The 21,066-nt window shown below is 73.1% G+C and carries 22 protein-coding genes; 13 read left to right on the top strand and 9 right to left on the bottom strand.

Translation table 11 applies throughout. The features are described 5' to 3' along the window. Positions 1-11 precede the first annotated feature (11 nt). Entirely contained in the window at positions 12-146 is a 135-nt protein-coding gene (locus DEI92_RS16840) for a hypothetical protein (RefSeq protein WP_258370113.1), read from the top strand. Between the two features lie 11 nt (positions 147-157). Continuing rightward, entirely contained in the window at positions 158-274 is a 117-nt protein-coding gene (locus DEI92_RS17010; RefSeq protein ID WP_181434737.1) for an excisionase family DNA-binding protein, read from the top strand. 366 nt (positions 275-640) lie between these two features. Here the strand turns inward: DEI92_RS17010 and DEI92_RS07230 are convergent, their stop codons facing one another. Beyond that, positions 641-1,684: an NAD(P)-dependent alcohol dehydrogenase gene (locus DEI92_RS07230; RefSeq protein ID WP_111012982.1), complete on the bottom strand. Its 1,044-nt coding sequence runs from the start codon at positions 1,682-1,684 to the stop codon at positions 641-643. A gap of 206 nt (positions 1,685-1,890) precedes the next feature. On the opposite strand from DEI92_RS07230, the gene mgrA reads away from it, so the two are divergent. Continuing rightward, the gene (gene mgrA, locus DEI92_RS07225) at positions 1,891-2,931 is read left to right on the top strand and encodes an L-glyceraldehyde 3-phosphate reductase (RefSeq protein ID WP_111010609.1); all 1,041 of its coding nucleotides are present in this window, start codon (positions 1,891-1,893) and stop codon (positions 2,929-2,931) included. 36 nt (positions 2,932-2,967) lie between these two features. Here the strand turns inward: mgrA and DEI92_RS07220 are convergent, their stop codons facing one another. The 4 genes from DEI92_RS07220 to DEI92_RS07205 all read right to left on the bottom strand — a co-directional run bounded on the left by DEI92_RS07220 (position 2,968) and on the right by DEI92_RS07205 (position 5,122). Then, positions 2,968-3,321 (bottom strand): hypothetical protein, encoded by a 354-nt coding sequence (locus DEI92_RS07220; RefSeq protein ID WP_111012981.1) that lies wholly within the window; start codon positions 3,319-3,321, stop codon positions 2,968-2,970. 150 nt (positions 3,322-3,471) lie between these two features. Next, positions 3,472-3,900, bottom strand: a complete 429-nt coding sequence (locus DEI92_RS07215) for a hypothetical protein (RefSeq protein WP_111012980.1) — start codon at positions 3,898-3,900, stop codon at positions 3,472-3,474. 75 nt (positions 3,901-3,975) lie between these two features. Further along, entirely contained in the window at positions 3,976-4,590 is a 615-nt protein-coding gene (locus tag DEI92_RS07210) for a hypothetical protein (RefSeq protein ID WP_111012979.1), read from the bottom strand. Between the two features lie 106 nt (positions 4,591-4,696). Continuing rightward, entirely contained in the window at positions 4,697-5,122 is a 426-nt protein-coding gene (locus DEI92_RS07205) for a BLUF domain-containing protein (protein WP_181434736.1), read from the bottom strand. Between the two features lie 223 nt (positions 5,123-5,345). Between DEI92_RS07205 and DEI92_RS07200 the strand changes: the two genes are divergently transcribed. Beyond that, positions 5,346-5,927, top strand: a complete 582-nt coding sequence (locus DEI92_RS07200; RefSeq protein WP_111010604.1) for a sigma-70 family RNA polymerase sigma factor — start codon at positions 5,346-5,348, stop codon at positions 5,925-5,927. 53 nt (positions 5,928-5,980) lie between these two features. On the opposite strand, the gene DEI92_RS07195 is transcribed toward DEI92_RS07200, so the two are convergent. Beyond that, complete coding sequence (locus DEI92_RS07195; RefSeq protein ID WP_111010603.1) at positions 5,981-6,658, bottom strand: TetR/AcrR family transcriptional regulator; 678 nt, start codon at positions 6,656-6,658, stop codon at positions 5,981-5,983. Positions 6,659-6,896: 238 nt separating this feature from the next. On the opposite strand from DEI92_RS07195, the gene DEI92_RS07190 reads away from it, so the two are divergent. Next, the gene (locus tag DEI92_RS07190) at positions 6,897-8,192 is read left to right on the top strand and encodes an Ig-like domain-containing protein (protein ID WP_111012977.1); all 1,296 of its coding nucleotides are present in this window, start codon (positions 6,897-6,899) and stop codon (positions 8,190-8,192) included. Between the two features lie 128 nt (positions 8,193-8,320). Continuing rightward, positions 8,321-8,647, top strand: a complete 327-nt coding sequence (locus tag DEI92_RS07185) for a hypothetical protein (RefSeq protein WP_111012976.1) — start codon at positions 8,321-8,323, stop codon at positions 8,645-8,647. A 173-nt stretch (positions 8,648-8,820) separates the two neighbouring features. Here the strand turns inward: DEI92_RS07185 and DEI92_RS07180 are convergent, their stop codons facing one another. From DEI92_RS07180 to DEI92_RS07170, 3 genes are all read right to left on the bottom strand, one after another. Next, positions 8,821-9,720 (bottom strand): glucose 1-dehydrogenase, encoded by a 900-nt coding sequence (locus DEI92_RS07180; RefSeq protein WP_111010601.1) that lies wholly within the window; start codon positions 9,718-9,720, stop codon positions 8,821-8,823. A 123-nt stretch (positions 9,721-9,843) separates the two neighbouring features. Further along, entirely contained in the window at positions 9,844-10,050 is a 207-nt protein-coding gene (locus tag DEI92_RS07175) for a hypothetical protein (protein ID WP_111010600.1), read from the bottom strand. A 12-nt stretch (positions 10,051-10,062) separates the two neighbouring features. After that, positions 10,063-11,727 (bottom strand): PEP/pyruvate-binding domain-containing protein, encoded by a 1,665-nt coding sequence (locus DEI92_RS07170; protein ID WP_111012975.1) that lies wholly within the window; start codon positions 11,725-11,727, stop codon positions 10,063-10,065. Between the two features lie 74 nt (positions 11,728-11,801). Here DEI92_RS07170 and DEI92_RS07165 point away from each other — a divergent pair, with 74 nt between their 5' ends. The 7 genes from DEI92_RS07165 to DEI92_RS07135 all read left to right on the top strand — a co-directional run bounded on the left by DEI92_RS07165 (position 11,802) and on the right by DEI92_RS07135 (position 21,050). After that, the gene (locus DEI92_RS07165) at positions 11,802-13,016 is read left to right on the top strand and encodes a cytochrome P450 (protein ID WP_220037471.1); all 1,215 of its coding nucleotides are present in this window, start codon (positions 11,802-11,804) and stop codon (positions 13,014-13,016) included. Further along, the gene (locus DEI92_RS07160; RefSeq protein WP_111013179.1) at positions 13,013-14,548 is read left to right on the top strand and encodes an aldehyde dehydrogenase family protein; all 1,536 of its coding nucleotides are present in this window, start codon (positions 13,013-13,015) and stop codon (positions 14,546-14,548) included. The genes DEI92_RS07165 and DEI92_RS07160 overlap by 4 nt, the downstream gene beginning before the upstream one ends. Beyond that, positions 14,545-15,615, top strand: a complete 1,071-nt coding sequence (locus DEI92_RS07155) for an alcohol dehydrogenase catalytic domain-containing protein (RefSeq protein ID WP_111012974.1) — start codon at positions 14,545-14,547, stop codon at positions 15,613-15,615. The genes DEI92_RS07160 and DEI92_RS07155 overlap by 4 nt, the downstream gene beginning before the upstream one ends. After that, positions 15,612-16,673: a phosphotransferase family protein gene (locus tag DEI92_RS07150; protein ID WP_220037470.1), complete on the top strand. Its 1,062-nt coding sequence runs from the start codon at positions 15,612-15,614 to the stop codon at positions 16,671-16,673. The genes DEI92_RS07155 and DEI92_RS07150 overlap by 4 nt, the downstream gene beginning before the upstream one ends. Next, positions 16,670-17,779, top strand: coding sequence for a hypothetical protein (locus DEI92_RS07145; protein WP_111012973.1), 1,110 nt, complete (start codon positions 16,670-16,672; stop codon positions 17,777-17,779). The genes DEI92_RS07150 and DEI92_RS07145 overlap by 4 nt, the downstream gene beginning before the upstream one ends. Positions 17,780-17,874: 95 nt before the next feature. After that, entirely contained in the window at positions 17,875-20,238 is a 2,364-nt protein-coding gene (locus DEI92_RS07140; RefSeq protein ID WP_111012972.1) for a PEP-utilizing enzyme, read from the top strand. Next, positions 20,235-21,050 carry a phosphatase PAP2 family protein gene (locus DEI92_RS07135; RefSeq protein WP_111025854.1) on the top strand — a complete coding sequence of 272 codons (816 nt, stop codon included), beginning with the start codon at positions 20,235-20,237 and terminating at the stop codon, positions 21,048-21,050. The genes DEI92_RS07140 and DEI92_RS07135 overlap by 4 nt, the downstream gene beginning before the upstream one ends. The last annotated feature ends 16 nt before the right edge of the window (positions 21,051-21,066 follow it).

Genomic DNA, 21,066 nt, shown 5'->3' with positions numbered 1-21,066 from the left:
ATCCAGGCTACGTGTCCGACGTCGCCGAGGGCGGCGCCGCGAAGCTGGTCAGCCCGGACGGCCGCGAACGCCTCATACCGGCCGAGATCTTCGATGTCGTGGAACAGGTCGCGAACACCCTGGCCGCGGGCAACGGGTGGCCGTGATCCCGTCGCGGATGCAGCTGACGACACACGGAGGCGCCGACCTGCTCGGCGTTTCCCGGCCCACCCTGGTCAGGCTCCTCGAAGCGGGTGCGATCCCGTTCCAGAAGCCAGGTCGACACCGTCGGTAGCCCTGAGTGACCTCGTCGCGGACCAGGAGCACGAGCAGGACGAGCGTCGCTCGGCGCTCCGAGAACTCGCCGCGCTCACGCAGGGCGTCGGGACCGAGCCAGGTCCGGTCTCACCGCTGCGCCGGCACAGTGAGTTCGAGGACGATGCATGACCTCCCTCTGCCCGGTCCGGTCCTCGACGCGCTCCGGTCCTGGTCCGCCGACATACGGAATCCCCCGCTGACCGAGGTCGGGCTCCTGCGGGCCCTGGCGCGCAGCGGCGTACCACGCTTCGCGGTGGACGCGCTCCAGCGGTTCGCGGAGCATTGAGCGCCTCCCGTTCGCGTCGGGTAGAAGGATCGTTCGGCAGTTCTCGACACGCTTCCGTCAGGCGTTCGGCGTGACCACCGCGCGCCCGGACAGCTCGCCGGCCTCGAGCCGCCGGTAGGCCTCCAGGGCGTCGTCCATCGCGAAGCGCTCCACGTCGGGCACGATCTGACCGGCTCGGTACATGTCGACGACCTCGTGGAGGTCCTCGATCGTGCCCCAGTAGGTGTTCGTCAAGGTGGACTCGTACGGCGTCGAGAAGAACGACCAGGACGTGACGCCACCGGCGATCCCGACGACGGTGAGCCGGCCTCCCTGCGCCATGGACGCCTGGGCGAGCTCGATGGTCGGCGTCGCGCCGACGAAGTCGAAGGCGGCGTCGACGCCCTTGCCTCCCGTGATCTCGCGGATCCTGGCGGCCTGATCCGGGCCTCCCGGGACGGTCACCGCACCGCGCTCGGCGGCACGCGTCATGGCGTCCGCCTTGGTGTCCGTCGCGATGACGATCGCGCCGGTGAGGGCGGTGAGGATCTGCACGGCGATCTGGCCGAGGCCGCCGAGCCCGACGACGAGTGCGGTGCGGCCCCCGCCCGCGAGGTTCGGCAGGCTGTTCTTGATCGCGTGGTACGGCGTCAGGGCGGCGTCGCTGAGCGGCGCGGCGAGCACGGGGTCGGCGTCCCCGAGCGGTACGAGGTTCCGCGCGGGGACCGTGACGTACTCGGCCATGCCGCCGTCGCGGCCGAGTCCGATGCCGAGGTACGGCATGGTCGCGGCGTTCTCGCAGTACGTGTCCTGCCCGCGCGAGCAGGCCCTGCAGTGCCCGCATCCGATCGGGCCGTACACCAGGTAGGCGTCTCCCTCGGCGAAGCCCTCGACTCCTGGGCCAACTGCTTCGACCCAACCGGAGTTCTCGTGACCGAGCGTGAACGCCGGCGCCTGCGCCCCGGGCTGGCCTTCGGAGAAGTGTCGGTAGACGGCGACGTCCGAGTGGCAGGCGCCCGCGCCCGCGACCTTGATGAGCACCTCTCCCGGTCCCGGGACCGGCTTCGGCACGTCGGTGAGCGAGGGGAAGGTCTGCCACTGTTCGAAGACGACGGCGCGCATGGATGGCTGCTCTCTGTGCTGGTGGTGGCCCATCGGCACCCCGTCATCGAGTCGGCGCGGCGTCGCGGTCGGATGGAAGATCCGGCAGTCACACTACACCTGTCGCTGTGCACGACAGGTGTCGTTGAGCGGTCCGGAGGCCCGCCCCACCGTGCGCCGTGCGAGGCTGGACCCCTGATCCCCACCCCGCTCGGAGGCACATCCCCATGACCTACGTCGCCCGTGACGACCGCTACGACTCGATGCCGTTCCGCCGGACCGGCCGGTCCGGCCTCGACCTGCCGCTGCTCTCACTCGGGTACTGGCACAACTTCGGTGACGACCGACCGTTCGAGACCCAGCGTGCGATCAGCCGGCGGGCGTTCGACCTCGGGATCACGCACCACGACCTCGCGAACAACTACGGGCCGCCCTACGGCGCCGCGGAGATCAACTTCGGCCGCATCATGCGGGAGGACCTCCACCCGTACCGGGACGAGCTCGTCATCTCGACCAAGGCCGGTTGGGACATGTGGCCGGGCCCGTACGGGCAGGGCGGCGGGAGTCGGAAGTACGTGCTCGCATCGCTCGACCAGTCGCTGCAGCGCATGGGCCTCGACTACGTGGACGTCTTCTACTCGCACCGCCTCGACGCCTCCACGCCGCTCGAGGAGACCATGACCGCGCTCGACACGGCTGTCCGGCAGGGCAAGGCGCTCTACGTCGGGATCTCCTCGTACGACACGGAGCGGACCCGCCAGGCGGCGGCGATCCTCCGCGACCTCGGCACCCCGCTGCTCATCCACCAGCCGTCGTACTCGATGCTCAACCGCTGGATCGAGACCGAGGGCCTCCTCGACGCCGCGGACGAGCTCGGGTTCGGGGTCATCGGGTTCACGGCGCTCGCGCAGGGCCTGCTCACGGGCAAGTACCTCGACGGCGTGCCCGAGGGGACCCGCGCCGCCGCCGGCACCTCGTTCGACCCCTCGGTCATCACGCCCGAGGTCGTCGGTCACCTCCGGGCGCTGCACGACATCGCGGCCGCTCGGGGGCAGTCCCTCGCCCAGCTCGCACTCGCGTGGGCCCTCCGCGACGAGCGGGTGACCTCGCTCGTGATCGGCGCCTCGCGGGTCGAGCAGGTCGAACAGAACGTCGCGGCGCTCGACCACCTGTCCTTCACGGAGGACGAGCTGCGCGCCATCGACGAGCACGCGGTGGACTCGGCCGGCATCGACCTGTGGGCGGGCGCTCGGGCCGGCGAGGTCTGAGCGCCTTCGGTCAGTGCGCTCAGCTGCGGGGGCGGTTCAGGTCCCGGGGGTGCCGCCCGCCGCCGCGCCGGGGTCGGGGTCGGGATCGGGGTCGGGGCCTGTTCCGGCCCCGTCCCTCGGGCGGCTGCCGTGGAGGCCACCCGGCGTGAAGTCCCCTTGGCGCAGGCCGTCACGGACCGCGCGGAGGGCCGCAACGAACCCGGCGTCGAACCGTTCGTCGTCCGGGTCGGGGTCCGCCAGCGTCTGCGCGATCCACGTGTCCAGTTGCCGCGCCACCGACAGGTGCGCCAGGTACTCGACGGGCCGGTCCTGCAGGAGCCGGTCGATGCGCGACGCCGAGTAGCTGCGGAGGCGGTCCGGCTCGAAGTCGAACACGCTGGGGATCAACATGACATGAAGCTAGACGGTCTAGCGATCTCCGTCCGGGGGGTTGCGCAAAGCGGACCGGATGGAGGCCACTCCGGGCCTCCATCCGGTCCGCGCGATCGAGCGTCAGCGCGTCAGCGCGTCAGCGCGTCAGCGCGTCAGCGCGTCAGCGCGTCAGCGCGTCGAGATGATGTACGTCACGGACGAGCCGGGCGTGCTGATGCTCACGGTGTAGCGGTCGCTGGTGTAGGTCGCCTGCGTGGCGGTGCCGCCGCCCTGCTTGGTGAAGCCGGCAGACGCGAGTGCCTGGCCCGCCTGTGCGAAGCCCTTCCCGCCCTTCGGCGAGACAGTGGCGCTCCAGCCGTCGCTGGCGTTGCCGCGGGCGACGATCACGTCGCCCTTGACGACGGGCACGGCCTTCGGGAAGTTCGCCGGCAGCTTCGACGAGGACGACGACCCCGATGCGGAGGAGGCCGACGCGGAGCCGGAGGAACCGGCGGAGGTGCTCGAGCTGCAGCCGGCGAGCAGTGCGGCCGCTGCGAGTGCGGTCGCGGCGCCGACCACGAATCGGGTGAAACGGGTGGTGCTGTGGAGCTGGTGCATTGATCCTTCTGGGACTCGGTGCGTTTCCTGTGGACACACCAGGATCGCACTGACTCCCTGCGTCTCCGGTCGACGTCAGCGCGGCAGGAGCCGGAGCGGCACCCCGGCGTCGCGGAGCGCGAGTGTGGCGAGGACCCGGACCGCGTCGGGCTCCCCGGCCCGCCACCGCTCGACCACGGTGGGCTCCACGGCACGCAGCGTGCGGGGGTGCGCGTGCGCCAACGCCTGTGCCGCGAGGGCTTCCAGTCCGAGCGGTGTGCGCAGCAACGCCCGGACCGCGGCCGCCCGCCGCACGAAGCCGCCCCGCCGGCGCAGCCACAGGACGACGACGAGGAGGACGGGCAGGCCCGCCACGACGACGCCGACGAGGACCGCGACGTGGTGGGCTGCCTCCTGCTGGTCGCGCCCCGCGGCGACGAGGGTCCGTGCGGCGTCACTCGCGTTCCGGAACGACGCGCTCACGGCACGGCCCGCGAACGGCAGGTCGGCGATGCGGTCCGCCGCCCGCGACATGGTGCTGCGGAAACCCTCACCCGCGTCCTGCACGCGCCGACCGACGTCACCGAGTGCGGCGATCGACGCCCCGACCGCGCGCCCGAGCAGGACCGCCAGGACGATCGCGACGAGGGCGACCACGTCGGCGACCAGCTGCCGCACACGACGGACGGGATCGGTGGCGTACAGCTGCATGGGGCCTCCTCGCGTGGGCCCCGAGGCCCGGAACGGACCCGTTCATCATCGTCGTCCCGCGGACGGCGCGCCGAGGATCGCCGACATCCGCCTCCTGCGCCGGGGCTCAGGCCGCGGTCGGGTCCTCGTCACCGAGCTGCGCGACGAGGTCCTGCACCCGCGCCGCGGTCTCCGACGTCCGACCGGCCGCGGGGGCGCTGAAGAAGTCGTCGAACCCGGGCAGGTCGTCGGCGCCGGTGTCGACGACCGCGCGGTACCCCATGGTCCACGCCGGGAACCGACGCTCGGCGATCGACTCCTGCGCGACGAGCTGGACCGCACCGTGCCGCGGGTCCGACGCGATGATCGCGTAGCGCTCGCGCACGGCGTCGTCGGGGCCCTCGAGCACCTGCATGAACTGCCCGTCCTGGTGCAGCAGGACGCCGGTCAGACCGGCACGGGCGTTGTTCGCGCGGCTGTTCAGGAGCAGGACCGCCAGGTCGTCATCCGTGAACGGGTACGTCGCGGAACTGGTGTAGACGGTGGACAGCACGACGGTTCTCCTCAGGTGGGGATCAGGGGTAGGACCCAGATTCCACCCACGACCGCCGCGAGCGGGACACCCAGTTCGGGGCGCATCGGGGAAGCACGGCCCGAACGGTGCCTCCGAGCCGGTCCAGGAGGCACGAGTAGACGAGACGCAGCCGTCGTACGCCGTCGGCGGAGTCAGCGTCGACAGGACCACCCGAGATCACGACACCCGAGACGGACCCGAGATGCTGCACCGTCGACCGACCACCGACCCCGTCACGACGAGCGATGACGCGCTGCTCATCGCCGTCTGCGGCGGCGACCGCGAGGCCTTCCGCCAGCTCTACGTCCGGCTGACGCCGCGCCTCGTGTCGTTCGCCCGCCGGACGCTCGTCGACCACGCCCAGGCCGAGGAGGTCGTGCACGACGTCCTCCTCGACGTCTGGTCCGACGACACGACACCGTACGACCCCGCGCGCGCGTCGGCGACGAGCTGGCTCCAGACCCTCACCCACCGCCGCGCCGTCGACCGGGTCCGGTCCATCGAGCGCACCCGGCAGCGGGAGATCCGCGTCGGGATGCGGGACTTCGAGCCGGTCGACCACGACGCCGCCGAGCGGTTGGACGTGCTGGCCGAGTGGGTCGCGGTGCGGAACGCGCTCGCCGGCCTCACGCCGAACCAGCGATCCGCCGTGCTGTTGCGGTACCGCGACGGGCTCACGGACCTGGAGGTCGCCGACCGGTTGAGCGTCCCGGTCGGCACCGCGAAGACGCGGATCCGGAGCGGTCTCCGCGGTCTCCGCCGCTGCCTCAGCGTCGCGGTCTGACGGCGTAGGTCAGCGCGACGGCCCAGGGCGGTCCGGGCGGCGTTCGCCGTGACTCAGAGCGACCAGGCGTCGTCGACCCACGTCGACGGCGTGAGCGGAGCGCGCACCTGGTACCGCTCCTCCCAACCGCGCTCGAGGCGGGAGGCCGCCCGGTCGAACGCCGACATCAGGTCGAGGTCCTGCCGGAGCAGGGCCTGCAGCTGCAGGCCCTCGTAGAGGGCGATGAGCTGCTCCGCGCCGCGACGGGGGTCCATGGTGTGCGGTGCACGACCGACGGCGACGTCGTGCTCGAGACCGCGGCGGATCTGCGTGACGAACAGCTGGTACCGCGACTGCAGGTAGGGGGCCATGGGGTGCGTGCAGTCGCTCGCGACGCTCGCGAGGGCGACGAGCAGGCGCATGAGCGCGGGCTGCCGGACGTTCGACGCCACCATCGCGCGGAGGAACTCGACGGTGCTGACGTCGCCGAGGGTGTGCTCGATGGCTTCGGTGCGCTGGCCGTTCCACCGGTCGACGGCGGCGAGCACGAGGCCGTCCCACGACGGGAAGTGCTGGTGGAGCTCTTCGAGCGAGATGCCGATGCGGGCGGCGACGGCGTCCGGACGGGCCTCGTGGAAGGGCACCTCGTGGAGCAGGTCGACGGCCCCGTCGACGATGATGACGCGGAGGTGGAGCGTCTGGGCTGCGGCGGCAGCGGCTGCGGTGTCCGCGTTGGTGTGGTCGAGCATCATGCCCCTTCGTGGAGACGGGAGGGCGGACGACGTTGGCACCCTGGTCCGGTCTGGCGGACGTCGTGTCCGTCCCCACGATCAAACCGCCCAGAAGGTTTCTTCCGCACCCCCCGGTCCGGGGGTCCTCTCTTCAGGGGACAACCGGGGGGCGGCGCCCTCGGGGTATCGGGAGCGACGACGTAGCATGACCACACCCGACGCGGGCCCCGAACCCGCGACCCCGTATCCCAGGAGCACCATGTACCCGAAGCATGCCCTCGTCCGCCGTGTCCGGATCCCGATCGTGGGCGGTGTCACCCTCGCCGTCGCGGGCGCCCTCGTCCTGGCCGCCGGCCCCGCAGCCCACGCCACCGAGGTCTCCGGCGCGATCACGAACGTCACCGTCAGCCCGACCGCGCCGGCGCTCGGCAGTCAGCTCCGCACGTCCATCGACTGGTGCGCGCCCGCCGATGCCCACGCCGGTGACACGTTCGGCCTCACGTTGAGCGACCACCTCGGTCACCTGCCGACGGGCTTCGAACTCGACGACCCCGCGACCGGCGCGACGGTGGCGACGGCAACGATCGCATCGAGCACCCCGTGGATCGTCTCGTTCACGTTCACGAACTACGTGGACACGCACCGCGACACCTGCGGCACGGCGTACGTCCAGTCGGACTTCAACGGCACGACGACCCCGGGCGGTGTCACCACCCCGATCACCTCGACGACGAGTGACGGGCGGCAGTTCACGACGCCGATCACGCCGACCGGCCCGGCCTGGGGTGACCCGGCGGCCGCGTCGAAGTACGGCACGTGGGCGCGGCCCGACCAGGGCCGGACGAACCCGACGGACGCGGTCGTCTGGCACATCGACACCCCGAACGGCCCGTTCGCCTCCGCCACGACCACCGACGCCGTTCCCGCCGGACAGACCTGGCAGTTCGACTGCGCCACGGTGCAGCTCTCCGAGGGTTCCTACGTCGACGGCGTCTACACGCACATCGCCGACCTTCCCGGGTCGGGGATCCCGGTCACCTGCTCCACCACCAGCGTGACCGTGTCCTGGCCCACACTCACCGTCGCGGACCAGTACCGGGTCGAGATCGCGGCTTCCGAGCGCACGGCGAACGGGGACGGTCCGTCCCGCACCGAGCAGAACGAGGCCGCCGTCACCACCGTCGCCGCCGACGGCACGACCGCCACGACCGACGCCGGTGCACAGATGATCCAGGCGAGCGCGGGCGGCATGGGGCAGGGCGTCGCCGTGGCCGTCGCGCCGATCGCGACGCCGACGCCGTCCCCCTCGGGCGGCACCGCGAGCGTGTCCCCGGCCGGAGCGAGCGCCGTACCGGCTGCTGCCGCTGCGACCGACACATCGGGCTCCCTCGCGTTCACCGGGCAGGACGACCGCCCGGCGATCGCGCTCGGTTCGGCCCTGCTCCTGGCGGGGATCGCCGTGCTCGCCCTGGCGCGTCGCCGTCGGCTCACCGTCGACGCGCCCGAGTCGGCCGGATCCGCGACGCCGCGTCACGGCCTCCGTCGGCAGCGCTGACCACCGGTCCCGGCGGCGCTGACCCACGTCCCGGCGGCGCACCGCGCCGTCGGGACCGGGCCGGCACGGACCGGGCCGGCGGGACACCGCTGGCGCGGCGCTGGGATCGCGGTGCGAGGATGGACGCCATGTCCCCCGACGATCTGGCACAGGGCCTCGCGCAGATGGCGAGCACCGGGTTCGAGCTCGGTGGCCGCGCGGACGAGGTCGCTCGGGACGTCCGCCTCATGTGGGAGCACCTCGGCGCTCCGGCCGGTGCCTTCGAGGCCGCGGCCGAGGCCGTCGCGAAGCTGCCGCAGCGTCCGGAGGTACCCGTCGCCGAGCTGGCGCGCCGGGCCGAGATGGAGCGGGCCTTCGGCATCCAGCCGGTCGAGGTCGAGCTCGCCGCGGCGTTGTCCGCGCGCGAGCTGCTGCAGCGCATGGCGCGGATGCGCCCCGCCCCCGACACCCGCTGACGCCCCCGGACGGCCCGGACTTGGAACGCCCCGGAACCCCACTTGGAACGCCCAGATCGCAGAACACGCCGCTTCCCGATGGTGGGAAGCGGCGTGTTCTGCGATCTCGTCGCGGTGCTCGGGCGGCGGGCCGAACGGCCGGGCCCGGGCCCGGGCCCGGCCCGCGCCGGGCGTCACGGCGTGGGCATGCCACCGTTCACGTGGAGCGTCTCGCCGATGACGAACGAGGACTCACCACTCGCCAGGAACACGAAGGCCGGCGCGAGCTCGGCCGGCTGACCCCAGCGTCCGAGCGGGGTCTCGGCGCCGACCTCGGGCAGCTTCTCGGGGGCCTGGCCACCCGCCGGCTGCAGCGGCGTCCAGATCGGGCCGGGAGCGACCGCGTTGACGCGGATGCCCTTCGACGCGAGCTGGCCCGCGAGCCCCTTGGAGAACGTGTTGATGGCACCCTTGGTCGAGGCGTAGTGCACGAGCGCCGGCGACGGCTGGTACGCCTGGATCGAGGTCGTGTTGATGATCGTCGAGCCCGGCTGCAGGTGCGGCAGCGCGGCCTTCGTGATCCAGAACATCGCGTAGACGTTCGTCTTGAAGGTGGCGTCGAACTCCTCGTCCGACAGGTCGGTGAGGTCCTCGACGTGCTGCTGCTTGCCCGCGTTGTTGACGAGGATGTCGAGCCCACCGAGCTCGTCGACGGCCTTCGCCACGAGCTCACGGCAGAACGCGGCGTCCGTGATGTCGCCGGGCAGCGTGACGGCCTTGCGGCCCGCGTCCTCGATGAGGCCGACGATGCGCTTGGCGTCCTCTTCCTCCTCGGGCAGGTACCCGATCGCGACGTCGGCGCCCTCGCGCGCGTAGGCGATCGCGACCGCTGCGCCGATGCCCGAGTCACCGCCCGTGATCAGGGCCTTGCGCCCCTCGAGTCGACCGGAGCCGCGGTAGGTCTCCTCACCGTGGTCGGCGGGGACGTTCTCCGCCATCTCGGCATCGGTGCCGGATCCGCCGAGGTACTGCTCGTCGGGCACCTTGTCGGCGTAGAGCTTGCTCGGGTCCTGGAACGTGTACTGGTCCGTCATGTCTGGGTCTCCTCCTCCTGGCTGAGGACCCCGACGGTACGCGGGAGACCGGGACGCGCTCACGGCCAGCCGGCGGCGGTTGTCCCCCGGGCGGAGGCGCTCCGGTCCCCGCCCGCCCCGTCGTCAGTCGGCGGGCCGGAACACCGCGATCGGCAGCGCTCCCGGCTCCTCGTCGACGTCGTCGGTGGCGATCCAGGTCCGTCCCTCGTGCTCGATGGTCGTCGGGAGCTCGCCCCGCACGATCAGGCGGATCGGCGGCTGGTCGCCGTCCACGAGGTCCACGCCCCGCGCGCGGTCGTCACCGGTGTTGTCGACCACGTACTCCGTCATGGGTGCAGTCTGTCACCGTCCGGCGGCCCAGGTGTCGAGCCGCTCGAGCGCGCGCAGCGCCGCGGCCCGGTCGCCGCCCCGGTCGGGAGGCACGGGGGCGCCCGCCCCGTCGCGCGCGTCGGGCGAGCCGACCCAGACCCGACCGGAGGCACCGTCGACGGTCACGAGGTCACCGACGCGGACGACCACCCCGGAGGGGCCCGTCGCGGTGGCGTCGTCCCCGGATCCCGTGAGCACGAGGTCACCGGCGCCGACCACGGCCGGGACACCCCACCCCCGCGCGACCACGGCCGCGTGACTGGCCAGGCCGCCCCGACACGTGACGATCGCGACCGCGGCGGACATCCCGACGACGTCCTTCGGGCTGGTCTCACGACGCACGAGCACGACGTCGCCGTCCGCGGCGAGCGCCGCCTCGGACGAGAACACGACCGCCCCGGTGACGATCCCGGGCGACGCGCCGAGCCCGGTCACGAGCAGGGGCCCGCTGGCGGCAGCACCGTCCGCGTCGTCACCGTGCTCCGTGGCGGAGCCAGCACCACCCGTCTCGAGGTCGAGCCGCGCCCGCTCCCGGACCTCCTCCGGGACCCGCGCGACGGCCTCCTCGGGCGTCAGCGCGACCTCCGGGTCGTCCACCAGGTCGACGGCGGTGCGCACGGCGGCGACCGCGCTGAGCTTGCCGGCGCGGGTCTGGAGGAACCAGAGCCGTCCCTCCTCGATGGTGAACTCGACGTCGCAGACGTGGCGGTAGTGGGCCTCCAGGCGGCGCAGCGCGGCCATGAGGTCGACGTACACCTGGGGGTCGAGGTCGGCGAGGTCGCGGACCGGCACCGGGTGCGCACTGCCGTCGACGACGTCCTCGCCCTGGCCGCGGACGAGGTAGTCGCCGTACGGGCCGGGCGCGCCGGTGGCCGGGTCGCGCGTGAACACGACGCCGGTCCCGGATCGCGGACCGCGGTTGCCGAACACCATGGCCTGCACGGTGACGGCGGTGCCGGCGTCGTCGTCGATGCCGTCGCGGGCGCGGTAGGCGCGGGCACGCTCGCTGTCCCACGACGCGAAGACCGCGGCGATCGCCTCGCGGAGCTGCTGCTCGGGGTCGTGCGGCACGGTCCGCCCGGCGAGCTCGGTGATCCGTCGTTGCAGCGTGCGGGCGTCCTCGGCGTCGGCGAGCGCCTCGGCTGACACGCCCATGACGATCGTGGCGTACATCCGGAGGAAGCGCCGGTGACTGTCCTCGGCGAACGCCTCGTCCCCGGTGACCCGGGCGAGCCCCCGCACGGTGTCGTCGTTGAGCCCGAGGTCGAGGACCGTGTCGAGCATCCCGGGCATCGAGACGGCGGCGCCGCTCCGAACGGACAGCAGCAGCGGATCGTCCGGGTCGCCGAGCCGACGGCCCATCCGCTCGCCGAGCGCCGCGACGTGTGCCGCGACGACGGCGTCGAGCGAGGAGGGCCAGCCACCGTGACGCCACCGACGGAACACCGGCAGTGCGATCGTGAACCCCGGGGGGACGTCGAGTCCCAGCGCGGTCATCTCGGCGAGGCCCGCGCCCTTGCCACCGAGCAGCTCCGTGAGCTCGCGGGCGGGGACGCCGTGGTGGTGGTCGAGCGCGAACACGGCGTCGTCGAGCGCGCGGTCCCGCGGTTCGACACACGGCTCGGACGGGGAGGACATCACGGCGCTCCTGGGGTCGGAAAGGTGTTCCACAGTAGCCAGTTCGTCGCCGGACGCGACTACGGTTGGCGACCATGACGATCGGGAGCCCGACGGCGGGCGTCGACCTGATGGACCTCACCGCGTTCGCGGACGACCGCGAGATGGCGGTGTTCGCCGCGCTCCGGGAGCAGGACCCCGTGCACTGGAACGCCCCGTCGCACCGCGGGCCGGGCTTCTGGGCGCTCACTCGGTACGCCGACGTCAAGGCCGCGGCGAGCGAGATGCCGCAGCTGACGAGCGCCGAGGGCACCCAGATCCTGGACCGCAAGGTGGAGGGCGCGCTGCAGAGCCTCCACAACATGGACGGGCAGGAGCACGTCGCCCTGCGCCGGGTCACGATCCCGCACCTGCGGGCCGTGAAGATCCAGCAGTGGCAGGCCATGATCGACGAGGCCGTGACGCTCCTGCTCGACGAGGCGGAGGCCCGCGGCACCTTCGACCTGGTCGAACGCATCAGCGCCCGCCTGCCGATGCTCGTGCTGTCCCGCGTCCTCGGCATCCCCGCGTCGGATGCGCCCCGCATGGTCGACTGGACGAACCGGTTGACGAGCTCCGACCCGGACCACCTGGTCGACGCCGACGCCCTCGCCGAAGCGCGGGACGAGGTCATGGGGTACTTCCAGCGCCTCACCGAGGAGCGTCGCGCCGACCCCCGGGACGACCTCATCAGCGTCATGGCGAACGGCAGCGTGGCCGGGCAGCCGCTCACCTGGAACCAGCTGGCGGCGTACTACATCGTGCTCGTGGCGGCCGGGAACGAGACCACGCGGCACCTCGTCTCGGGCGGCACGGTGGCGCTCCACGAGCACGACGCGTGGGCACGGCTGGAACGTGACCGCGGCCTCCTGCCGACGACCGTCGAGGAGATGTTCCGCCACGTCAGCCCGGTCGCCGCGATGCGCCGGACCGAACTCGAGGACCTGACCATCGACGGACGCGACGTCGCCGCGGGCGACAAGGTCGTCCTGTGGTTCTCGGCCGCGAACCGTGACCCCGCCGTGTTCGAGGACCCGGACGACTTCCGCCTCGACCGCACGCCGAACGACCACCTGAGCTTCGGGTGGGGCGCGCACTTCTGCCTCGGGTCGCACCTGGCGCGGGCGGAGGTCCGGTCGTTCTTCGGTGCCGTGCTCGACCGCGGGATCCGGTTCGAGCTCGACGGGGAGCCGGAACGCCTGCGGGTGAACCTGTTCCGCGGGTGGGACCGCGTGCCGGTGCGCGTGGTCCGGACGGGAGGCGCGGCATGAGTCCCGAGACCGGTGTCAGCACCACCGCCGCTCCCGTCGACGCGGTCGTCGTCCCCGACCGCTCCGTGTTCATCGGCGGCGGCTGGGTCTCCCGTGACGACGAGGCCCCGCTCGACGTCGTGGACCCGGCGACGGAACGGATTATCGGCACCGTCCTCGACGCCTCCGCCGACCTCGCGCACCGCGCACTGCTCGACGCCCGGGAGGCCTGGCCCGCCTGGGCCGCGCTGCCACCGTCCCGACGTGCCGGGCTCCTCGACGCGCTCGCCGCGGAACTCGAACGGCACGGTGACGCCCTCGCCGAGCTCGCGACGCACGAGATCGGCATGCCCATCCGGGAGTCCCGCGCGGTCCAGGTCGACCTGCCCGTCAAGGTGCTCCGCTCGACGGCGGCGATCGCCCGGCAGCTCGCCTGGGACAGCCGCGACGCCTCGGGCAGCTCCGTCGTGCGCGAGCCGGTCGGCGTGGTGCTCGCGATCACGCCGTGGAACTTCCCCGTCCACCAGATCGTGGCGAAGCTCGCGCCCGCACTGGCCGCCGGCTGCACGGTCGTGCTCAAGCCGGCCGAGCTCACGCCGCTCAACGCGCTGTTCCTCGCCGAGCTCGGGCGCCGGGCGGGGCTGCCCGCCGGGGTGTTCGACGTCGTCACCGGGACCGGCGCGACGACGGGCGAGGCGCTCCTCCAGGACGAGACGTGGGACATGGTGTCGTTCACCGGCTCGCTCGCCGTCGGTCGGCACATCGGTGCCGTCGCCGGGTCGCGGATCAAGCGCGCGACGCTCGAACTCGGCGGCAAGTCCCCCGCGGTCGTGCTCGACGACGCCGACCTCGACCTGGCGGTGCGGACCACCGTGCGCAACTGCTTCACGAACGCGGGCCAGAAGTGCAACGCGCCGACACGGTTGCTCGTGCCGGCGGACCGGCTGCACGACGCGGTCCGGATCGCGGCGGAGTCCGCCGACGCGTACGTGCTCGGGGACCCGCTCGATCCCGGGACGACGATGGGTCCGGTCGTGTCGGCGGAGCAGCGCGCGAAGGTCCTCCGGTTCGTGGACACCGCACGAGCCGCGGGGGCGACGGTCGCCACGGGCGGCACCGCCGTCGACGGCACGGGGTTCTTCCTGCGCCCGACGATCGTCACCGACCTCGCCGAGGACGCCGAGATCGTCCGCGAGGAGGTGTTCGGTCCGGTCCTCGTCGTGCAGGGTCACGCGGGCGAGGACGACGCGGTCCGGATGGCGAACGACACCCCCTACGGCCTGTCGAGCGAGGTCTGGTCGGCGGACGAGGCCCGCGCGGCGGCGATCGCCCGACGCATCCGTGCCGGTCAGGTGCGGGTGAACGGCGTCCGCACCCCGGCCCTCCCGGTCTCGCCGTTCGGCGGGTACGGACAGTCGGGGCTGGGGCGCGAGATGGGGCCGTTCGCGATCGAGGAGTACCTCGAGGTGAAGGCCGTGCTCGGCGACCCCGTGCTCGATCCGACCGCGACCACCGCCGCACCAGCGGCCGCGGGGCAGGACCCGCTCGCGTGAGGGCCGCCGTCGTCACCGAGGCCGGTGGTCCGTTCGTCGTCCGCGACGACGTCGAGCACCGCGCGCCCGGCCCCGGCGAGGTCGTCGTCCGGATCCGCGCCGCGGGCCTCTGCCACACCGACCTGTCCCTGGCCGCGGGCGCGTTCGGACAGCGGCTCCCGGCCGTCCTCGGGCACGAGGGCGCGGGCGAGGTCGTCGCACTCGGTCCGGCGGTGGACACCGTGGCGGTGGGCGACCGCGTCGTCGTGTCGTGGGTCCCCCGGTGCGGACACTGCTCCGCGTGCCGCCGCGGCGAACCGTACATCTGCCGGAACCGCCCCCGATCGTCGGCGCAGGGCGCGGCGATGACGGCCGGCGGTGCGGACGTGGTCGCCGGGATGGGCACCGCGACCCTCGCCGAGGAGACCGTGCTGCCCGTGACCGCGCTCGTGCCGCTGCCCGAGGACGTGCCGTTCACCGTCGGTGCGCTGCTCGGCTGCGCCGTCCCGACCGGGTTCGGTGCCGCCGTCGACACCGCGCACGTCGCCCCGGGCGAGACCGTCCTGGTGATCGGGGCCGGCGCGGTCGGGCTCAACGCCGTGCAGGGCGCCCGGATCGCGGGTGCGACCACGATCGCGGCGGTCGACCCGAGCGCGGACCGCCGTCGCCTGGCCGCGGAGCTCGGCGCGACGACGACCGCCGCGCCCGGGGACCTCGACGGTGCCGCGCTGACGGACGGCGAGGGCTTCGACGTCGCGATCGACGCGGTCGGGTCGTCCGGCACGACCCGAGCCGCGTGGGACGCCGTCCGACGCGGTGGTCGGGTGGTCGTGGTCGGCGCGGGCCGGAGCGACGACCCCGTGCGGTTCAGCGCCCAGGAGCTGTTCCACGAGCAGAAGTCGATCACCGGATCGTTCTACGGCTCGAGCGACATGTGGCGGCAGGTGCCGCGCATGGTCGAGGCCTGGCGGGCCGGCGACCTCCGGCTCGACGCGTTCCTCACCGACGTCGTGTCGCTCGACGACCTCGGACCCGCGGCCGCCCTCCAGCGCGCCGGCGAGGTCCTCCGCGTCGTGGTGACCCCGTGACGCCCCCGCCGGTCACCCCGGAGGACCTCACCGCCGCCCTCCGCGCCGGCGGCAGCATCGGCCCGGACGCGGTGATCGACGCGGTCCACGCGCGGCCCATCGGGATCGGCGCGTTGGCCGACACGTTCCTCCTGACGCCGACCTGGAGGCGCGGGACCGGCCCGACGACACTGGTCGCCAAGCTGCCGTCACGTGATCCGCAGGCCGCCGCGACCGCAGCCTCCATCGGCGCCTACGCGCGGGAGGTCCGGTTCTACGAGGAACTCGCTCCGCGCGCCACCGTGGACACGCCGGCGCACCTCGGCACGATCACCGTGGACGGGGAGCGCGTGGGCCTCCTGCTCGAGGACTGCTCGACCCTGGCGCCCGGCGACCAGCTCGACGACGCGCCCCTGGCGGTGCTCCAGCGTGCTCGGCAGCAACTCGCGGCGCTGCAGGCGCCGTTCTGGGACGACCCCGCGACGGCCTCCCTCGACTGGCTCCACCGCCGGCAGGGCGTCCCCATCCCCGGCATCCACGAGCGCATGCGGCGTTCGTGGTCGACCGCCGCCGATCGGATCGCCGGCGGCTTCGCCCCCGAGGAACGCGCCGCGATCGACCGGTTCGTGGGCACTGCCGACGCCTGGGCCGCTTCCCTGGACGGCCCGTTCACGGTGAGCCACCACGACTTCCGGATGGACAACCTCCTCGTCGGCACCGACCCCGAGCGGGTCGTCGTGCTCGACTGGCAGACCGTGGGCTGGGGCGCCCCGATGTTCGACGTGGCGTACCTGCTCGGCACGTCCCTCGGCCCGGAGCGGCGTCGGCGTGTCGAACGCGACGAGGTGGCCCGGCACGTCGACGAACTCGGCGCGGCCGGCGTCTCCTGGTCGTTCCCCGCGGCGTGGGAGGCCTACCGCCGTGCTGCCCCCGCCGTGCTGCTCATGCTCGTGCCGCCCACGGGGAGCGTGAAGACCTCGCCCCGGACCGACGCGATGTACCGCCGGCTCCTCCGTCAGGGCGCCCGCATGGTGCTCGACCTCGACGCGCTCGAGCTCCTGCCCACGGGGGCGGTGTGAGTGGGCGTCGTGGCGCGCCCGCCCACCAGGGCCTGGAGCGCTGGGACGACCTGCCCGTCCACCAGACGCCCGCACCGCTCGCCGTCCCCGCCACGGACGAGCCGCGCACCTACGAGCGGTACTGGTTCGCCGCCGCGAGCACCGACGGCGCCGCCATGATCGGCCTCGTCGTGACGGTGCACCCCGTCGTCGGGACGATCGACGCCGCGTTCAGCGTCTCCGACGGTGATCGCGCCGAGACCCTGTTCGTGACCGACGCGCTCCGCCATGGCCGGGAGGACCTGGTCGCCGGCCCCGTCCGGCTCACCCTGGTCGACCCCATGCGCGTGCTCCGGATCCGGGTCGACGGCCGGGACGGGTTCGCGGCCGACGTCGTGGTCACGGCGACCACACCGGCGATCACCGAGGACCGCGTCACCCGCGTCCGCGACGGTGCGGTCGTGCAGGACCGCACGCGGTACGTGCAGCTCGGTTCCGTCGCCGGGAGCGTCCGGTCACCGCTCGGCGCGTGGACGCTGGACCCGGTCGCCTGGCGTGCCGGTCGTGACCACTCCTGGGGCGTCCAGGAAGCCGCGCGCCCCGCAGCCGGTCCGGCAGGGGAGACCGGCGCACGCCCCTCGTTCTTCTGGCTGATCGGGGCGTTCGATGACGTCGCCGTGCAGGCCGTCACCCACGCCGAGGCCGACGGCACGCGGTACGGCGAGTACGCTGCCGTCGCCCCGACGCTCGCCACCGGGGCGGACGTCGTCGGACCGGGTGCCCGCCAGCAGGCGCGTCCGGTCCGCGGCGTCACCGTCGCGCGCTCCCCGGGCACCCGGCGCGTCGCCACCGCCCGCCTCGCCCTCGGCGGCGGGCACCCTGAGGCGCCGGACGACGTGCTGTCCGTGACGTCGCACCACGTCGTCCTCCCGCGTTCCGTCGGCTACGGACACCCGACCCGTGTCCCCGGCAGCGTGCCTCCCGACCGGCCGGTGATCGCCACCGAGTCGTGGACGATCGCCGACCTCGACCCGACGGCACCCGAGAACCACCGCTCCCTGCAGTTCGCCCGGCTCGACCGCGCCGACGGCGGCGTGGGGTGGGCGTTCATCGACCAGTCCGGCTGACGCTCTGACGAGCGCACCCCTCGGACCGGCCGTCCGGTCCGAACACCCCTCGATCACCAACCGCGCAGCGCAGCGCACCGACACGGAGGACCGACATGGCCCAGCAGCTCACCGACGACGAGACCACCTTCGAGCAGGTCGGCACCGGCCTGACGGTCTACGAGACCGACGACCTCGTCGAGGGCGTGGCGAAGTGGCTCGAGACACCCGAGGACGTCATCGCCTTCGCCGACCTCGACGACGTGTCCGACGTCGTCGTGATCGCCCGCGGCGGCACCACGACCTTCCTGACGATGGCGCTCAACGCGGGCATCCGCGGGGTCGTCACGCTGCAGGGCGCACCGGAGAGCCACCTCGGCATCCTCTGCCGCGAGTACGGCATCCCGGCGGTGATGTCGGTCACGTTCGACAAGGGCGTCCGCACGCCGCGCGGCGAGGTGGTCCCCGCCGACGGCGTGCGGATCCGGCTCGACGTGTCGTCGCGGCCGGGAGGCACGGTGAGCGTCGAGCGCGGTGCTCCCGTCGACGACTCCCCGGCGCCCGAGAGCGCCGCCCCGGCGATGAGCCAGGAGGAGTTGGCGCACATCATGCTCCTGCTCGAGAAGTTCGGTGGCGTCGTGCCGAAGGGTTCCGAGGGCGATGCCGTCATGCAGGCCGAGATGACCACCCGGGTGCTGTACACCGACGCGGAGTCGATCCAACGCGACCTCACGCGCGAGGAGGTCAACGAGGCGATCCGCTACTACACCTGGAACGAGTGGGACGCCCTCGCTTCGCGTGCCACCGAGGGTGAGTCCGGACTCATCCCCCGCCAGGAGTACGAGGCCATGGGGATCATGAACTGCTGGTTCCAGCACCCGCGGTGGCTCCGTGCGATCGAGGACCGGATCGGGATCGACGGCGTCGTCGACATCGCGTCGATCGCCAAGCGCGAGATCGGCACCAAGGTCAACATGCTGCACATCTGGGCGCTCGCCACCGCGCCGTCGTTCGGGCGGGGCATCGCGCTCGAGCTCGGCCTGCACGACGCCGACTACGAGGCCGATCGGATCCGCGACGCGTTCGGCGTCGTCCGTCGGCTCTACAACGGGTTCTGGGGCGACGGCCCGATCCTCACGTCGATGCAGGGGTACCGTGCCGAGGTCCTCGACCGCGACTGGATCGACCGCTTCGGCCAGGACCGGATCGCCCTGGGCGTGGACGCCGACCGCTCGACGTTCCAGCGCTTCCAGGGAGCCGCGGAGCTCATGGGGTTCCTGCTCCACTTCGACAACCGGCTCGGTGTGTCGGATCACGGGCCCTACCCGACCGACGACGGCGGGTTCGTCCTCGTCCGCGACATCTTCCTCAACGAGCCCGCCTGGCACTGGAACGACCCGGCCTCGCCGCTGCCCTGGTCCGTCACGACCGCGATGTTCTTCGGCCCGGACTCCGGCCTCGACGTCCAGGTCATCGACATCTCGACCGCGTTCACGAACCCGGCGAACTACGTGCCGTACATCCAGGGCGTGGCGGCGTACACCCGACCGACCTGGGACGCGCCGATGTCCGACATCGACGTCCTGTCGCTCGAGGACATGGCCGCCCTGCGCACGCAGATCGAGGCGCAGTCCGCCGCCCTGTACGGACGGATCGCGAGCATGGACCGCCGCGAGAAGATCGAGGCGGGCGCCCTCACGTACACCGCGGGCTTCGCGCTCCCGTTCGCCCGCGCCGCAGGCCTGCTCGACGAGCTCATCGCCGATCACGACTTCCTCGGGATCCACCCCGCGGTCGCCGCCTGCTACGACACGATCGTCAGCGGGGTCGCGACCGAGATGATCCCACGACTGTTCCTCACGGGGTCGTGGGGCAACCCCGTCCCCGAGACCGCCTCGACCGGTCTCGTCGCCGACGAGACCGAGTTCGCCGTCCTCCAGGCGCTGCGCGTCCGCGGGTTCGCCACGACCGAGCAGATCGCCGAGAGCACCGGGCTCGACGCCGCGGCGATCGACGCGACACTCGCCGCCACCGACGAGCGCGGACACACCCAGCCGACCGGGGGACGTCGGGCCATGCACTCGCTCACGCCGGCCGGACGCGCCCGCGCCGTGCTCCTCGCGGGCGACCGACTCAGCGCCACGCAGCGCAGCACCGTGGCGGACGTGTACGAGTCGTTCCTGTTCCCGAACCGCGACGTCAAGCAGCTCACCGCGGACGCGCAGTCGGGAGCGGACGTCACGGAGCGACTCGAGGTCGTGCACGGGCAGATCGGAGCCGTGCTCGCTCAGCTCGGGGATGTCGACCCGCGCTTCGGTCGGTACGGCGAGCGGCTCGAGCGGGCGATCACGGCCTACCGCGGAGGCGACCGGGACGCCCTCGCCCGGCCCCTGTCCGGCTCGTACCACGACGTGTGGATGGAGCTGCACGAGGACCTCATCGCGACGCTCGGGCGGGAGCGCACGGAGGACGACGAGTGACCCACACCCACCGCGCCTCCAGTCCGACGTCAGTGGGCCGGCGAGACGTCACCGAGTGGCGGAGCCCCGCGGGCCGACGCCTGGCCGACCGCCACCAGCGGCTCGTCGACCGGGTCGGCGCGCACCGGGCGCTCATCGGCCTGCTCGCCGTCGGGGGCGGGGTCGCGGCCGGCGCGACCTGGCTCGCGGCGACGATCTACGACGACGTGGCCGACCGCAACGGCATCGCGAGCCTCGATCAGCCCGCGCTCGCCTTGGCCAAGCGGCTCCGCTCACCCGCGCTCGACGGCACCGCGGCGGCGATCGCGCACGGGTTCGGCCCGGTCGGCATGCCCCTGCTCGCGGCGGCAGCGGGTGGTTCGTTCGCGCTCGAACAACGGAAGGCCGCGCCGTTCACGCTGCTCGCCGCTGCCGGGCTCGGCTCGCTCGGCATGACCGTCGCCGGCAAGCGGATCATCCACCGCCACCGGCCGGGCCGTCGTGACGCGATCCCGCCGTACGAGCGGTCGCCGTCGTTCCCGTCCGGGCACACGCTCAATGCGACGACGATCGCCGGGATCGTCGCGTACCTCCTCATGCTGCGGCAGCGTCGGCAGGCACCGCAGGTGGTCGTCGCCGGGTCGGCCCTCGCCACGATCGCTGGGGTCGGGCTGTCCCGGGTCCTGCTCGGAGCGCACTGGTTCACGGACGTCGCGGTGGGATGGACGACGGGTGCCGGGTGGCTCGCGACGGTCATCACCGTCCACCGACTGCACCTGACGACGGAGCACGGCAGGACGCCGGCCGCCACTGACATCGACGGCCGGCGCTGAGCCTCCCGGTCCGCGC

The sequence above is a fragment of the Curtobacterium sp. MCBD17_034 genome (assembly GCF_003234515.1).
Classification (GTDB): domain Bacteria; phylum Actinomycetota; class Actinomycetes; order Actinomycetales; family Microbacteriaceae; genus Curtobacterium.
Note: the sequence above shows the minus strand (reverse complement) of the source record. Positions and strands in the feature narration are given on the sequence as shown.